Source organism: Thauera aromatica K172 (assembly GCF_003030465.1).
Classification (GTDB): domain Bacteria; phylum Pseudomonadota; class Gammaproteobacteria; order Burkholderiales; family Rhodocyclaceae; genus Thauera; species Thauera aromatica.
Genome location: NZ_CP028339.1, coordinates 1,679,795 through 1,694,968 on the forward strand (window position 1 = coordinate 1,679,795; position 15,174 = coordinate 1,694,968).

Below are 15,174 nucleotides of genomic sequence, written 5' to 3' on the forward strand. Positions count from 1 at the left end.
GGTACGGATGAGTGAACGTCCGGGCTCCGGTATGATTCTGCAGTTTTCACCCGGAGGCGGGTGCACCGATTATCGAGGAAAACGCGATGAGTCTTGATCAGCAAACCGTAACCGAAGCGCTCAGGCAGGTGGTCGATCCCAACACGGGAAAGGATTTCGTCTCCGGGCGCTGCATCCGCAACCTGACGCTCGATGGGGGCAATGTCCGCTTCGACGTCGAGCTGGGGTATCCGGCGAAGAGCCAGCATGAAGGGATCCGGGCGATGCTGGCCGCGGCGCTGGCGAAGCTGCCCGGCGTGGGCAAGGTCGAGATCCGGGTCGCCAGCAAGGTGGTGGCGCATGCGGTTCAGCATGGCGTGAAACTGCTCGAAGGGGTGCGCAATATCGTCGCCGTGGCTTCGGGCAAGGGCGGCGTGGGCAAGAGCACGACGGCGGTGAACCTGGCCTTGGCGCTGGCCGCCGAAGGCGCGCGCGTCGGCATCCTTGATGCGGATATCTACGGCCCCTCGCAGCCGCAGATGCTGGGCATCGGCGATCAGCGCCCGGTGTCGGACGATGGCAAGACCATGCAGCCGCTGGAGGCCTACGGCATCCAGGCGATGTCGATCGGCTTCCTGATCGAACAGGACACCCCGATGGTGTGGCGCGGGCCGATGGCGACCCAGGCGTTGAACCAGATGCTCAAGGACACGGCCTGGAACGATCTCGACTACCTCGTCATCGACATGCCGCCGGGAACGGGCGACATCCAGCTGACACTGTCGCAGAGCGTGCCGCTGACCGGCGCGGTGATCGTCACCACGCCGCAGGACATCGCCCTGCTGGATGCGCGCAAGGGGCTGAAGATGTTCGAGAAGGTGGGGGTGCCGATCCTCGGCGTGGTCGAGAACATGAGCATCCACATCTGCTCGAAGTGCGGCCACGAAGAGCACATCTTCGGTCATGGCGGTGGCGCGAAGATGTGCGAGGACTACCGCATCCCGTTCCTCGGCGCCCTGCCGCTCGACATCCAGATCCGTTCCGAAGCCGACAGCGGTGCGCCGACCGTGGTCTCCGACCCGGATGGGCGCATCGCCGTGATCTACAAGGAGATCGCGCGCAAGGTCGCGGTGCGCATCGCCGAGAAGTCGAAGGACATGACGCACAAGTTCCCGAACATCGTCTTCAAGAGCAGCTGAGAACTTCATCCGGGCCCCGGCGCGTGGCGGTCCGCCGGGCCGCCGGCGGCGGCTCTGCCTCGGTGCCGGGGCGATGGGGCGGTGGGAGCGGGCATCGAACGCCGGTCTTTCCCCGCTGCGGTGCTTGTCCTACACTACGCCGTTTTTGCAACCGGCCCTTGGGCCGTACTGGAATCTGCGCCGATGTCGATCAAGTCCGACAAATGGATCCGCCGCATGGCCGAAACGGCCGCCATGATCGAGCCGTTCGCGCCGGAACTGGTGCGGGCCAACGGCAGCGGGCGTATCGTTTCCTATGGCACGTCGAGCTATGGCTACGATGTGCGGGTGGCGAACGAATTCAAGATCTTCACCAACATCAACTCCACAATCGTCGATCCGAAGGATTTCGATGCGCGCAACTTCGTCGACTTCACCGGCGAAGTGTGCATCATTCCGCCGAACTCCTTCGCTCTGGCGCGCACGGTGGAATATTTCCGCATCCCGCGCAGCGTACTGACGGTATGCCTGGGCAAAAGCACCTATGCGCGCTGCGGCATCATCGTCAATGTCACTCCGCTCGAGCCCGAGTGGGAGGGGCACGTGACGCTGGAGTTTTCCAACACCACCCCCTTGCCGGCCAAGATCTACGCCAACGAAGGGGTAGCCCAGATGCTGTTCTTCGAATCCGATGAAACCTGCGAGACTTCGTACAAGGACCGTGGCGGCAAGTATCTGGGCCAGACCGGCGTCACGCTGCCGAAAATTTGAGCGTTTACGCTGACGGCCGAAGCTCGCACGGGGCCGCCTGACGGCCCCTTGTGTTTTTTCGAATCACTTTCGGTAACGCATGGGCGGCGAGTGGCGGAACAGGCTTTCCGCACCGGCCCGTCGCGCAAGACCCCGCTGGAGGCGAACAGGATGAGATTCCATTTTCCCATCATCATCATCGACGAGGATTTCCGTTCGGAAAACACGTCCGGGCTGGGGATCCGCGCCCTTGCCAAGGCGATCGAAGATGAGGGCATGGAGGTCCTCGGGGTCACCAGTTACGGTGACCTGACGTCCTTCGCCCAGCAGCAGAGCCGCGGCTCTGCCTTCATCTTGTCGATCGACGACGAAGAATTTTCCTCGCCCGAAGCCGCCGACCGCGCCATCGCCGGATTGCGTGCGTTCGTCGAGGAGATTCGCCTGCGCAACGCCGACATTCCGATCTTCCTGCACGGCGAGACGCGTACCACGCGGCACATCCCCAACGACGTGCTGCGCGAGATGCACGGCTTCATCCACATGTTCGAGGACACGCCGGAGTTCATTGCACGCTATGTGGTGCGCGAGGCGAAGAACTATCTGGAGTCGCTGCCGCCGCCGTTCTTCCGTGCGCTGACGCATTACGCCGCGGACGGTTCGTACTCGTGGCACTGCCCGGGACACTCGGGCGGGGTGGCCTTCCTGAAAAGCCCGGTCGGGCAGATGTTCCATCAGTTCTTCGGCGAGAACATGCTGCGCGCCGACGTCTGCAATGCGGTCGATGAACTCGGCCAGTTGCTCGATCACACCGGGCCGGTGGCGGCTTCCGAGCGCAATGCGGCGCGCATCTTCAACTGCGACCATCTGTACTTCGTCACCAACGGCACCTCGACCTCGAACAAGATGGTGTGGCACACCACCGTGGCGCCGGGCGACATCGTCGTCGTGGACCGCAACTGCCACAAGTCCATCCTCCACTCGATCATCATGACCGGGGCGGTGCCGGTGTTCCTGACTCCGACCCGCAACCACTACGGCATCATCGGCCCGATCCCGCTGGAGGAGTTCTCGATGGAGAACATCCAGAAGAAGATCGAGGCCAATCCGTTCGCGCGCGAGGCCCAGAGCAAGAAGCCGCGCATCCTGACGATCACCCAGTCCACCTACGACGGCGTGGTGTACAACGTCGAAACGATCAAGGACATGCTCGACGGCCGGATCGACACCCTGCACTTCGACGAAGCCTGGCTGCCGCACGCGGCCTTCCACGATTTCTACGGCGACTACCACGCCATCGGCGCCGACCGCCCGCGCTGCCGCGAGTCGATGGTGTTCTCCACCCAGTCCACCCACAAGCTGCTGGCCGGACTCAGCCAAGCTTCGCAGATCCTGGTGCAGGACTCGCAGACGCGAAAGCTCGACCGCGACATCTTCAACGAAGCCTACCTGATGCACACGTCGACTTCGCCGCAGTACGCGATCATCGCCTCGTGCGACGTCGCCGCGGCGATGATGGAGGCGCCGGGCGGCCCGGCGCTGGTCAACGAGTCACTGTCGGAGGCCGTCGAGTTCCGCCGTGCGATGCGCAAGGTCGAGTCCGAATTCGGCGAGCACGACTGGTGGTTCAAGGTCTGGGGGCCGGAGTTCCTCGCCGAGGAAGGGCTGGGTTCGCGCGAGGACTGGACGCTGAAGGCGGGCGACCGCTGGCACGGTTTCGGCGATCTTGCCGAAGGGTTCAACATCCTCGACCCGATCAAGGCGACGATCATCACTCCGGGGCTGAACATGGATGGCGATTTCGCCGACCATACCGGGATCCCGGCGGCGATCGTCACCAAGTATCTGGCCGAGCACGGCATCATCGTCGAGAAAACCGGCCTCTACTCGTTCTTCATCATGTTCACGATCGGCATCACCAAGGGGCGGTGGAACACCATGGTGACCGAACTGCAGCAGTTCAAGGACGACTACGACCGCAATCAGCCGCTGTGGCGGGTGATGCCCGATTTCATCGCCAAGCATCCGCGCTACGAGCGTGTCGGGCTGAAGGATCTGTGCAATCAGATCCACAGCTTCTACAAGGCCCACGACATCGCCCGCCTGACCACCGAGATGTACCTGTCGGACATGGTGCCGGCGATGAAACCGGCCGATGCCTTCGCAAAAATGGCGCACCGCGAGATCGAACGTGTCGTCATCGACGAACTCGAGGGCCGTGTGACGGCAATGCTGGTCACGCCCTATCCGCCGGGGATCCCCTTGCTCATCCCGGGGGAGCGCTTCAACGGCACGATCGTGCGCTACCTGAAGTTCGCCCGCGACTTCAATGCCGAGTTTCCCGGTTTCGAGACGGACATTCACGGCCTGGTGAAGGGGGGCGACGGGCGCTACCACGTCGATTGCGTGAAGGGGTGAGCGCGCCCTTGCTCGGGGCGTGCGCGCAAGGCGCCGCGATTTACGGCTTTGTTCGATTCTGCGGGAGCGCGCCTGCCCACGACGTGCAGTCTTTCCCGGAGGGCGTTTTCGGAGTCTATCCGGCAGCTGTCCCGCGTCGGCGGTATTCGACGAAGTCGAAGTCGAACTGATTGTCCGCGTCGGCCTTGCGGGAGCTGCGGAGCTCTTCGATGTAGATGCTGCGGTCGAACGGGGGGAAGTGCGCGTCTCCCGCGACGTCCGCCTGGATTTCGGTCAGTACCAGGCGGTCGGCGAGGGGGAGCGTGGCGCGATACAGCTGGGCTCCGCCGATCACGAAGACGTGCCCGCTGCCGGCGGCGGCGAGCGCCGCTTGCGGGGTGGGGAATACCTCGGCGCCGTCGGCACGGAACAGGGGATCGCGGCTGACGACCATGTTTCGCCGCCCGGGCAGTGGTCGTCCGAGCGACTCCCAGGTCTTGCGTCCCATCACGATCGGGTGGCCCGTGGTGAGCGCCCGAAAGTGCTGCAGATCGGCTTTCAGGCGCCAGGGCAGGCCGTTGTCGCGGCCGATGACGCCGTTGCGGGCGACGGCTGCGACGATGACGATTTCCGGAACATTCATACTGCGACCGGGGCCTTGATGTGAGGGTGGGGGTCGTAGCCTTCGAGGGCAATGTCTTCGAGGCGGAAGGCGAAGATGTCCTTCACCTCCGGATTCAGTTTCAGCCTCGGAAGGGGGCGGGGGGCGCGGGCGAGTTGTTCGCGCGCCTGCTCCAAGTGGTTCGTGTAGAGGTGGCAGTCGCCTCCGGTCCACACGAAATCTCCGACTTCCAGTTCGCAGGCCTGGGCCAGCATGTGCGTCAGGAGGGCATAGGAGGCGATGTTGAACGGGACGCCGAGAAAGATGTCCGCGCTGCGCTGATAGAGCTGGCACGATAGGCGGCCGTTGGCGACGTAGAGCTGGAACAGGGCGTGGCAGGGCGGCAGTGCCATGCGGTCGACTTCGCCGGGGTTCCAGGCGGAGACGATGTGCCGGCGGGAGTCGGGATTGCGCTTCAGACCGTCGACGAGGCGGGAAATCTGGTCGATCGTGCGCCCGTCCGCAGCCTCCCAGCGGCGCCATTGCTTGCCGTATACCGGGCCGAGGTCTCCGCTCTCGTCCGCCCATTCATCCCAGATCGACACGCCGTGCTCGTTGAGGTAGCGGATGTTCGTGTCGCCCTGGAGAAACCACAGCAGCTCGTGAATGATCGAGCGTGTATGCAGCTTCTTGGTGGTCAGCAGCGGAAAACCGTCTTGAAGGCGGCAGCGCATCTGCCAGCCGAACACCGACAAGGTGCCGGTGCCGGTCCGATCGGTCTTCGAATCGCCGTGCTCGAGCACGTGGCGCATCAAATCAAGATACTGTTGCATCGAAAGCCCCCACCAAAGCAGGGAATTCTACCCTACCGCGCAAATCGCACTGCGCCGGAGCGTGTGTTGCGGGTCGCCGTGGCCGCAGGCGTGTGCAGGGCGGAAGTCGCAAAAATCTGGCCCTGTTCCCGGTCGGCGGCGGACGGATGGCGCATCCCGCTTGCCCGCCCCGCTTGGATGTTATGTCCGGATAGAATGATTCATTGATTTTCCCCTTGCATTTCTTTCTTTGTTGTCTAAAATGCGCACCTCTTTCAGCGCTTCACCGGTTGGACGGGGGGCGGAGCTGGAGGGCAGGAGCGAGAGTTTGTGCAGGATGCGGGCGTGCCGGAAGAGACTCGGCGGTTCGAGGAAAGTTCTGCAGAGGCTTGACAGTGTGTTTCGAGCTGTTCATAATCTCGTTTCTCTGCTGCAGCGAATTGCGGCGGTTCTTTAAAAAATTGGACTTAAGAGTTTGATCCTGGCTCAGATTGAACGCTGGCGGCATGCTTTACACATGCAAGTCGAACGGCAGCGGGGGCTTCGGCCTGCCGGCGAGTGGCGAACGGGTGAGTAATGCATCGGAACGTGCCCATGTCGTGGGGGATAACGTATCGAAAGGTACGCTAATACCGCATACGTCCTGAGGGAGAAAGCGGGGGATCTTCGGACCTCGCGCGATTGGAGCGGCCGATGTCGGATTAGCTAGTAGGTGAGGTAAAGGCTCACCTAGGCGACGATCCGTAGCGGGTCTGAGAGGATGATCCGCCACACTGGGACTGAGACACGGCCCAGACTCCTACGGGAGGCAGCAGTGGGGAATTTTGGACAATGGGGGCAACCCTGATCCAGCCATGCCGCGTGAGTGAAGAAGGCCTTCGGGTTGTAAAGCTCTTTCGGCCGGGAAGAAATCGTGGTCTCTAACATAGGCCATGGATGACGGTACCGGACTAAGAAGCACCGGCTAACTACGTGCCAGCAGCCGCGGTAATACGTAGGGTGCGAGCGTTAATCGGAATTACTGGGCGTAAAGCGTGCGCAGGCGGTTTTGTAAGACAGATGTGAAATCCCCGGGCTCAACCTGGGAACTGCGTTTGTGACTGCAAGGCTAGAGTACGGCAGAGGGGGGTGGAATTCCTGGTGTAGCAGTGAAATGCGTAGAGATCAGGAGGAACACCGATGGCGAAGGCAGCCCCCTGGGCCTGTACTGACGCTCATGCACGAAAGCGTGGGGAGCAAACAGGATTAGATACCCTGGTAGTCCACGCCCTAAACGATGTCGACTAGTCGTTCGGAGCAGCAATGCACTGAGTGACGCAGCTAACGCGTGAAGTCGACCGCCTGGGGAGTACGGCCGCAAGGTTAAAACTCAAAGGAATTGACGGGGACCCGCACAAGCGGTGGATGATGTGGATTAATTCGATGCAACGCGAAAAACCTTACCTACCCTTGACATGCCAGGAACCTTGCTGAGAGGCGAGGGTGCCTTCGGGAGCCTGGACACAGGTGCTGCATGGCTGTCGTCAGCTCGTGTCGTGAGATGTTGGGTTAAGTCCCGCAACGAGCGCAACCCTTGTCACTAGTTGCCATCATTTGGTTGGGCACTCTAGTGAGACTGCCGGTGACAAACCGGAGGAAGGTGGGGATGACGTCAAGTCCTCATGGCCCTTATGGGTAGGGCTTCACACGTCATACAATGGTCGGTACAGAGGGTTGCCAAGCCGCGAGGTGGAGCCAATCCCAAAAAGCCGATCGTAGTCCGGATCGTAGTCTGCAACTCGACTACGTGAAGTCGGAATCGCTAGTAATCGCAGATCAGCATGCTGCGGTGAATACGTTCCCGGGTCTTGTACACACCGCCCGTCACACCATGGGAGTGGGTTTCACCAGAAGTAGGTAGCTTAACCTTCGGGAGGGCGCTTACCACGGTGAGATTCATGACTGGGGTGAAGTCGTAACAAGGTAGCCGTATCGGAAGGTGCGGCTGGATCACCTCCTTTCAAGAGAACAGGTCGCAGCGGCCAAGTATCCACAACTTATCGGTTGTTCAGGCGAAGAGCCTCGGATGAGAGGGTCTGTAGCTCAGCTGGTTAGAGCACCGTCTTGATAAGGCGGGGGTCGTTGGTTCGAACCCAACCAGACCCACCAACAATGGGTTGCTCGAGACAGTAGGGGGCTGTAGCTCAGCTGGGAGAGCGGCGGCTTTGCAAGCCGTAGGTCGTCGGTTCGATCCCGACCAGCTCCACCAGGTTTCGAGACGAGAAGTAAGAGATGCCGAGCGTGAGCTCGTCATCTCTTACTTCTTGAACGGCAGCGGTGCTGCCGGACATTGAGGTTCGCTCTTTAACAAAGTGGAAGAAGTGCAGTACGTATCGTAGCCGGTACGTACTGCAAGTTGTGTGATTGCATTGATCAAGGCTGCGTAGTCAGCACAGTCTTGATCGCACAAACGAGTTCGTTCCTGTACGTGGGCCTTCGAGGTGGCAACACCGAAGAGGGTTCAAGGTTATAGGATCAAGCGACTAAGTGCATGTGGTGGATGCCTTGGCGATCACAGGCGATGAAGGACGTGTAAGCCTGCGAAAAGCGTGGGGGAGCTGGCAATAGAGCTTTGATCCCACGATGTCCGAATGGGGAAACCCACCCCGCAAGGGGTATCCCAGACTGAATCCATAGGTCTGAGGAGGCGAACCGAGCGAACTGAAACATCTAAGTAGCTCGAGGAACAGAAATCAACCGAGATTGCGCAAGTAGTGGCGAGCGAACGCGCAACAGCCTGCACGACTAAACCATCAGCTTAGCAAAACGGTCTGGAAAGTCCGACGATACAGGGTGATAGTCCCGTATGCGAAAAGCCGGTGGCGGGTCTGAGCGTGCGACAAGTAGGGCGGGACACGAGAAATCCTGTCTGAAGATGGGGGGACCATCCTCCAAGGCTAAATACTCGTGATCGACCGATAGTGAACCAGTACCGTGAGGGAAAGGCGAAAAGAACCCCGGGAGGGGAGTGAAATAGATCCTGAAACCGCATGCATACAAACAGTGGGAGCCTCGTAAGGGGTGACTGCGTACCTTTTGTATAATGGGTCAGCGACTTACGTTCAGTAGCGAGCTTAACCGAATAGGGGAGGCGTAGCGAAAGCGAGTCTGATAAGGGCGTCGTAGTTGCTGGGCGTAGACCCGAAACCGGATGATCTATCCATGGCCAGGATGAAGGTGCCGTAACAGGTACTGGAGGTCCGAACCCACTAACGTTGAAAAGTTAGGGGATGAGCTGTGGATAGGGGTGAAAGGCTAAACAAATCCGGAAATAGCTGGTTCTCCCCGAAAACTATTTAGGTAGTGCGTCGTACGGACACTTGCGGGGGTAGAGCACTGTAATCGTTGGGGGGGTCATTGCGATCTACCCCGCGATAGCAAACTCCGAATACCGCAAAGTGATATACGGCAGACAGACATCGGGTGCTAACGTCCGGTGTCAAGAGGGAAACAACCCAGACCGCCAGCTAAGGTCCCAAATGCATGGCTAAGTGGCAAACGAGGTGGGAAGGCCTAGACAGCTAGGAGGTTGGCTTAGAAGCAGCCACCCTTTAAAGAAAGCGTAATAGCTCACTAGTCGAGTCGTCCTGCGCGGAAGATGTAACGGGGCTCAAGCCATGAACCGAAGCTGCGGATGTGTCTTTGACACGTGGTAGGGGAGCGTTCCGTAAGCCTGCGAAGGTGTCTCGTAAGGGATGCTGGAGGTATCGGAAGTGCGAATGCTGACATGAGTAGCGATAAAGGGTGTGAAAAGCACCCTCGCCGTAAGCCCAAGGTTTCCTGCGCAACGTTCATCGGCGCAGGGTGAGTCGGCCCCTAAGGCGAGGCAGAAATGCGTAGTCGATGGGAAACAGGTCAATATTCCTGTACCGCTCTATGATGCGATGGGGGGACGGAGAAGGTTAGCTCGGCCATCTGTTGGAATAGGTGGTTCAAGTGTGTAGGCGTGCTGCGTAGGCAAATCCGCGCGGCTAAGCTGAGGCATGATAACGAGGACCCTCGGGTCCGAAGCGAGTGATACCCAGCTTCCAGGAAAAGCCTCTAAGCTTCAGTCATAGAGTGACCGTACCGCAAACCGACACAGGTGGGCTGGTAGAGAATACCAAGGCGCTTGAGAGAACTCAGGAGAAGGAACTCGGCAAATTGATACCGTAACTTCGGGAGAAGGTATGCCCCGTTAGCTTGTAGGAGAACATCCGAAGGGCGAAGGGGCCGCAGAGAATCGGTGGCTGCGACTGTTTATTAAAAACACAGCACTCTGCAAACACGAAAGTGGACGTATAGGGTGTGACGCCTGCCCGGTGCCGGAAGGTTAAGTGATGGGGTGCAAGCTCTTGATCGAAGCCCCGGTAAACGGCGGCCGTAACTATAACGGTCCTAAGGTAGCGAAATTCCTTGTCGGGTAAGTTCCGACCTGCACGAATGGCGTAACGATGGCCACACTGTCTCCTCCTGAGACTCAGCGAAGTTGAAATGTTTGTGAAGATGCAATCTCCCCGCGGCTAGACGGAAAGACCCCATGAACCTTTACTGTAGCTTTGCATTGGACTTTGACGGGACTTGTGTAGGATAGGTGGGAGGCTTTGAAGCCGGGACGCTAGTTCCGGTGGAGCCAACCTTGAAATACCACCCTGGTGTCGTCGAGGTTCTAACCCAGGCCTGTGAATCCAGGTCGGGGACCGTGCATGGTGGGCAGTTTGACTGGGGCGGTCTCCTCCCAAAAGGTAACGGAGGAGTACGAAGGTCACCTAGGTACGGTCGGACATCGTACTGATAGTGCAATGGCAAAAGGTGGCTTGACTGCGAGACCCACACGTCGAGCAGGTGCGAAAGCAGGTCATAGTGATCCGGTGGTTCTGTATGGAAGGGCCATCGCTCAACGGATAAAAGGTACTCTGGGGATAACAGGCTGATTCCGCCCAAGAGTTCACATCGACGGCGGAGTTTGGCACCTCGATGTCGGCTCATCACATCCTGGGGCTGTAGCCGGTCCCAAGGGTATGGCTGTTCGCCATTTAAAGTGGTACGTGAGCTGGGTTTAAAACGTCGTGAGACAGTTTGGTCCCTATCTGCCGTGGGCGCTGGAAGTTTGAGAGGGCCTGCTCCTAGTACGAGAGGACCGGAGTGGACGCACCCCTGGTGTACCGGTTGTGACGCCAGTCGCATCGCCGGGTAGCTATGTGCGGAAGAGATAACCGCTGAAAGCATCTAAGCGGGAAACTCGCCTCAAGATGAGACTTCCCCGGGGCCTCGAGCCCCCTGAAGGGTCGTTGAAGACCACAACGTTGATAGGCCGGGTGTGCAAGCGTGGCAACACGTTCAGCTAACCGGTACTAATTGCCCGTGCGGCTTGATCCTATAACCTTCAAAACAAAACGAACTCAACCCATGCCCGAAACCACACATCGCGCATGGCAATCACACAACACCCTTCTTCCTCCTTTGCTCTGCAGTCCAACGCAGAGAACAAGTCAAAGTCTGACGACCATAGCCGTGCGGTACCACCCCTTCCCTTCCCGAACAGGACCGTGAAACGCACTCGCGCCGATGATAGTGAGGTCCGCCCTCGTGAAAGTAGGTCATCGTCAGACTAACCGCGCAGATGCTGGAAAGTGCATTAAATCAACACCCTGTTAAGACTCGTTATCGATTGCTTCGACTGTCACTACCCGGCCAGAAGCCGCCTGTCACAGCCCGAACCAGATAGCGGCCATTCGCACGAAGCGGTATGCTTTCGGGCTACGTAATACATGGATCGGGGCATCCAAATATGCCGCCGGCGGCTGCTACTCGTGTAGAGTCATTTTGTCATGCGCGCAACTCGCGTTCTTGAACAGTGACTTGCAGACCATGTTATCCGGCATCCCGATGTTATGCGGCAAGACTGTCGCCATAAAACAAAGTTCGGCGTCTCAATCATGATCCCTATCTACGAGCAAGGCAGCGGAAACGGCATCGGCCACGGGCTTTCGTCCTTCGTTCAGCGCCTCGATGAAATTTGCGCCGAGCATCTCAGTAAAGGCCGTGCAAAGTCATTCGCGTTCATCTTCTACGACTTCACCGATCAAGCCATCCGCAAGATTCTGAAGAACCAGGGCGTCTTCGCCCAACTCGACCGTCTATCGGGCAAAGACCTGAGCATCTTCTACTTACACGCTGGAACAAAGGCAACCGTTGAGGCATTTAACGCCCACTTCTTTAGCGCCCTCGGTATCGAAGGTCAGGTCGCGCTTCCCTGCGTCGTGTTCTTCCGCGTCCGCGAAGGAGTCATCGAGGATGTTGAGATCGCCCAACTTGAAAGCGCCGATCTAATTCACGGCTTCTCCGAGTTGTACGGCGCAATTCAGCAATACCTCTCAGCTAAACCAGCGGCTTCTCCTGAGCCATCTCGCGCAATTCGCTTGTTGAAGGGAGGCACCAAGTTTCTGTCGGTTGAACTATTCCGTGCCGCGCTCAAGAAAAGCATGGAGTTCTTCTTCTATTAACCCGGCAATCAAATAGCTAATTTACTGAGCGTAGCGAACGTACTCATGACTGAAATACGACCGCACCCGATCCGGCATCGCAGCAATGCGTTCCATGCACTTGCGCGCCTTCTCGAGCAGTGCGGCGGCGGTCCTGGCAATCGGCCCGGAGCGTATCGTCGTCTTCAGATCCCGGTTCAGGTATTCGTCGGGGTTGAGTTCCGGCGCGTACGGCGGCAGGTAAAACAGTTCGATCTTCTCGGTGTTTTCCGCCGCCCACTCGCGGACACGGTTGGCGCGATGCACGCGCAGGTTGTCAACGATCAGAAACACCTTGCGCTGGGCGTCCTGGGTCAGATCCTTCAAGAAGACGATGAAGCGTTCGGCATCGATGGCGCCCTCGAAGAACGAGAAGCGCACCAGCCCCTGGTTGGTGATCGCCGAGATCATCGACGTCGATCCATGGCGACCGGCCGGCAGTCGAAGCTCCGGCGTCAGTCCCGCCATCGAGTAGCCGCGCACCCAGTGCGAGTCCTGACGAATGGCGGTCTCGTCCCCCCAGTAGATCTCGGCATCCTCAGTCTTGGCGCGCGCAACGATCTTCGGGTACGCGTCCTCGAGCCACGCCTTGAGCCGGGCCGGATCCTGCTCGAGCGCACGCTTGACCGGCCGCTGCGGAGTGAAGCCCCAGCGCCGAAGGTACTCACCGACCGTGCGAATGGGCATGTCGATGCCAAAGAGCTGCTTGATGGCGAGCATGACCGCGCGACGATTCCACAGCGCGAACTCAAGCTGAAGCTGGGCGGGATTCGAACCGATGATCTTCAAACGCAACTGCTCCTCTTGAACCAGCGTCAGCGTTCGACCCGAACCATGGCGTCGGCCACGTTGCCCGCCCTTGATGACGATGTCGACGCTGTCGGCCTGGGCGCGCCGCGCCCATTTCAATACAGTGCCAACGTGAACCCCGCACACCTCAGCGATGTGCGACCACGTGTAACCTTGCTTGCGCAGGACAAATGCCTGGCGGCGAATGTGTTCCAGGGCTTCGGGCGGAAGCCAGGGCAATCGCACCTACTTCGCATATCCTCATCTAAAATCCCGTTAACTTTCATGACCTTGCGAGGCCTCTGTTCACAACGTCATAAATTGTGTAGTTTCCTACCTTTTTGGGCCTCCCATGAAGGCAGGAAACGTCATGCCGCTGACGCAGGTGTTCGTCTCGATTTCCGACCCGCGCAGCGCGCGGCACACGCGCCACGACCTGGCCGAGCTGCTGACGGTGGCGGTGTGTGCGGTGCTGTCGGGTGTCGACGACTTCGTCGACATCGAGCTGTGGGCCGAGGCCAAGATCGACTGGCTGCGAGGCTTCATGAAGCTTGAGCACGGCATCCCGTCTCACGACACGATCGGCCGTGTGTTCGGCATGATCGCGCCGGACGAGTTCGAATCGGCCTTCCGGCGCTGGGTGGGCATGGTGGTGCCGGCGCTGGCCGGCGATACGGTCGTGGCAATCGACGGCAAGACCAGCCGACGCTCGGGTGGCAAGAGCAAGACCGATGCCAGTCCGCTGCACTTGGTGAGCGCGTTCGCGGCCGGCATGGGTATCGTGCTCGGCCAGACGGCAACCGCCGAGAAGTCGAACGAGATCACCGCGATTCCGGAACTGCTTACCAAGCTGGCGATCGAGGGCTGCGTGGTGACGATCGACGCAATGGGCACCCAGACAAAGATCGCCCGCAAAATCCGCGAGCGCGGTGCGCATTACGTGCTGTGCGTGAAGGAGAACCATCCGAACCTGCACGATTCGATCCTGTTTGCCGACATCGATCCGCGAGGGCCGCTGACGCCGAACTCGACCCACGAGACCACGCTCAAGAACCACGGTCGCATCGAAATCCGTCGATGCCGCGCCTACGCCGCGATCGATCGCCTCTACAAGTCCGAGGACTGGCAGGACCTGGCAAGCTTCGCGGTGGTCGAGCGCATTCGCACCGTGGGCGATCACACCAGCACCGAGCGCGTCTTCTACATCAGCAGCCTGCCCGCCGACGCCGAGCGTATCGCGCGGGCCGTACGCAGTCACTGGGAGATCGAGAATCGGCTTCATTGGTGTTTGGATGTGCAGTTCAACGAGGATCAGTCACGCGTACGCAGCGGCTACGCCGCCAACAACCTGGCCATCGTCCGCCACATCGTGATGAACCTGCTGCGGCTCAACACGACGCGCAAGGCTGAGCACGGTCACCGCTGCTGATGCCTTTTCCCGGCGGAATGATCAAGCAGCGTGATGGCGGAGGGGGGATCCCCCTCAGGGAACTTGAACAAACGAACCCCTCGGGGGAGTCTCTGGTTACCAAGCCAAGAGACCGCTCAAGTGTGCCACGTTCAACTGCAGACGCACCCGTTTTTCCTCTTTCTGACTCGCCTCGATGAAGAACTCGCAGCCCAGGCACAGGCCGTGGGGTGTGCCTGTGGCGGCGCGCTCCATCGTGCCAACTATCCCCGCAAACCCCGGGGTTGCCCGACGCTGGCGATCCGCGAGGCGTTCTCGTCCCGGCTGAGCTTTTGCTGTAGTCGCTGCCGCCGGCGCACGACCTCGATGTCGGTGCGCTTCCTGGGCCGGCGCGTGTATCTGGGCTTGGTGGTGGTGCTGTGTTCTGCCCGGCATGCCGGGCAGAACACAGCGGCGGCGACGCTGTGTGAGGCGCTCGCGGTGCCGCTGCGCACCTTGCAGCGCTGGCGACGGTGGTGGCGTGAGGACTTCATGCACACCCCGCTGTGGCAGGTGATGTGCGCCCGCTTCATGCCGCCGGTGTCGGCCGAGCGGCTGCCGGGCGATCTGCTCGCACGCTTTGGCGGCGAGGCGGCCGAGGCGCTGCAGCGCCTGCTGTGCTTTCTGGCGCCGATCACGGTCCGCGCGGCCACGCTGGCCGAGGGGCGCTGATGTCCCGCAG

At 60.0% G+C, this 15,174-nt stretch carries 8 protein-coding genes, 2 tRNA genes, 3 rRNA genes and 1 pseudogene; 11 read left to right on the forward strand and 3 right to left on the reverse strand.

Annotation, left to right across the window (positions count from 1 at the left end; all coding sequences use genetic code 11):
* Nucleotides 1-86: 86 nt before the first annotated feature.
* The 3 genes from apbC to Tharo_RS07950 all read left to right on the forward strand — a co-directional run bounded on the left by apbC (nt 87) and on the right by Tharo_RS07950 (nt 4,322).
* Entirely contained in the window at nt 87-1,178 is a 1,092-nt protein-coding gene (gene apbC / locus Tharo_RS07940; RefSeq protein WP_107220736.1) for an iron-sulfur cluster carrier protein ApbC, read from the forward strand.
* Between the two features lie 183 nt (nt 1,179-1,361).
* Nucleotides 1,362-1,928: a dCTP deaminase gene (gene dcd / locus Tharo_RS07945; protein ID WP_107220737.1), complete on the forward strand. Its 567-nt coding sequence runs from the start codon at nt 1,362-1,364 to the stop codon at nt 1,926-1,928.
* A 150-nt stretch (nt 1,929-2,078) separates the two neighbouring features.
* Entirely contained in the window at nt 2,079-4,322 is a 2,244-nt protein-coding gene (locus tag Tharo_RS07950; RefSeq protein ID WP_107222353.1) for an arginine/lysine/ornithine decarboxylase, read from the forward strand.
* Nucleotides 4,323-4,437: 115 nt separating this feature from the next.
* Here the strand turns inward: Tharo_RS07950 and Tharo_RS07955 are convergent, their stop codons facing one another.
* Both Tharo_RS07955 and Tharo_RS07960 read right to left on the reverse strand, forming a co-directional pair.
* Nucleotides 4,438-4,944, reverse strand: coding sequence for a dihydrofolate reductase (locus Tharo_RS07955; RefSeq protein WP_107220738.1), 507 nt, complete (start codon nt 4,942-4,944; stop codon nt 4,438-4,440).
* Complete coding sequence (locus Tharo_RS07960; RefSeq protein WP_107220739.1) at nt 4,941-5,735, reverse strand: thymidylate synthase; 795 nt, start codon at nt 5,733-5,735, stop codon at nt 4,941-4,943. Before Tharo_RS07960 ends, Tharo_RS07955 begins: the two co-directional genes overlap by 4 nt.
* A gap of 442 nt (nt 5,736-6,177) precedes the next feature.
* Here Tharo_RS07960 and Tharo_RS07965 point away from each other — a divergent pair.
* The 6 genes from Tharo_RS07965 (at nt 6,178) to Tharo_RS07990 (ending at nt 12,238) form a co-directional block, all read left to right on the forward strand.
* Nucleotides 6,178-7,714, forward strand: a 16S ribosomal RNA gene (locus Tharo_RS07965).
* A gap of 71 nt (nt 7,715-7,785) precedes the next feature.
* A tRNA-Ile gene (locus tag Tharo_RS07970) sits at nt 7,786-7,862 on the forward strand.
* Nucleotides 7,863-7,886: 24 nt separating this feature from the next.
* Nucleotides 7,887-7,962 (forward strand) — tRNA-Ala (locus tag Tharo_RS07975).
* 264 nt (nt 7,963-8,226) lie between these two features.
* Nucleotides 8,227-11,111: ribosomal RNA gene (locus Tharo_RS07980) — 23S ribosomal RNA — on the forward strand.
* Between the two features lie 119 nt (nt 11,112-11,230).
* Nucleotides 11,231-11,344: ribosomal RNA gene (rrf, locus tag Tharo_RS07985) — 5S ribosomal RNA — on the forward strand.
* The 16S, 23S and 5S rRNA genes sit together here with 2 tRNA genes alongside, the layout of an rRNA operon.
* Before the next feature lie 327 nt (nt 11,345-11,671).
* Complete coding sequence (locus Tharo_RS07990; RefSeq protein ID WP_159051674.1) at nt 11,672-12,238, forward strand: hypothetical protein; 567 nt, start codon at nt 11,672-11,674, stop codon at nt 12,236-12,238.
* Between the two features lie 21 nt (nt 12,239-12,259).
* On the opposite strand, the gene Tharo_RS07995 is transcribed toward Tharo_RS07990, so the two are convergent.
* On the reverse strand, nt 12,260-13,291 hold the full coding sequence (locus Tharo_RS07995; RefSeq protein ID WP_107220741.1) for an IS630 family transposase: 1,032 nt from the start codon (nt 13,289-13,291) through the stop codon (nt 12,260-12,262).
* Between the two features lie 106 nt (nt 13,292-13,397).
* Here Tharo_RS07995 and Tharo_RS08000 point away from each other — a divergent pair.
* A pseudogene (locus tag Tharo_RS08000) lies at nt 13,398-14,450 on the forward strand (ISAs1 family transposase); the annotation flags it as partial.
* Nucleotides 14,451-14,819: 369 nt separating this feature from the next.
* Nucleotides 14,820-15,164, forward strand: coding sequence for a hypothetical protein (locus Tharo_RS08005; RefSeq protein ID WP_107220705.1), 345 nt, complete (start codon nt 14,820-14,822; stop codon nt 15,162-15,164).
* Nucleotides 15,165-15,174: the final 10 nt, after the last annotated feature.

What these genes read in the sequence shown, in the direction of transcription:
- Tharo_RS08005 (WP_107220705.1), top strand. Translation starts at nt 14,820, where the DNA reads ATGTCGGTGCGCTTCCTGGGCCGGCGCGTGTATCTGGGCTTGGTGGTG.
- Tharo_RS07950 (WP_107222353.1), top strand. Translation starts at nt 2,079, where the DNA reads ATGAGATTCCATTTTCCCATCATCATCATCGACGAGGATTTCCGTTCG.
- dcd (WP_107220737.1), top strand. Translation starts at nt 1,362, where the DNA reads ATGTCGATCAAGTCCGACAAATGGATCCGCCGCATGGCCGAAACGGCC.
- Tharo_RS07990 (WP_159051674.1), top strand. Translation starts at nt 11,672, where the DNA reads ATGATCCCTATCTACGAGCAAGGCAGCGGAAACGGCATCGGCCACGGG.
- Tharo_RS07955 (WP_107220738.1), bottom strand. Translation starts at nt 4,944, where the DNA reads ATGAATGTTCCGGAAATCGTCATCGTCGCAGCCGTCGCCCGCAACGGC.
- Tharo_RS07960 (WP_107220739.1), bottom strand. Translation starts at nt 5,735, where the DNA reads ATGCAACAGTATCTTGATTTGATGCGCCACGTGCTCGAGCACGGCGAT.
- apbC (WP_107220736.1), top strand. Translation starts at nt 87, where the DNA reads ATGAGTCTTGATCAGCAAACCGTAACCGAAGCGCTCAGGCAGGTGGTC.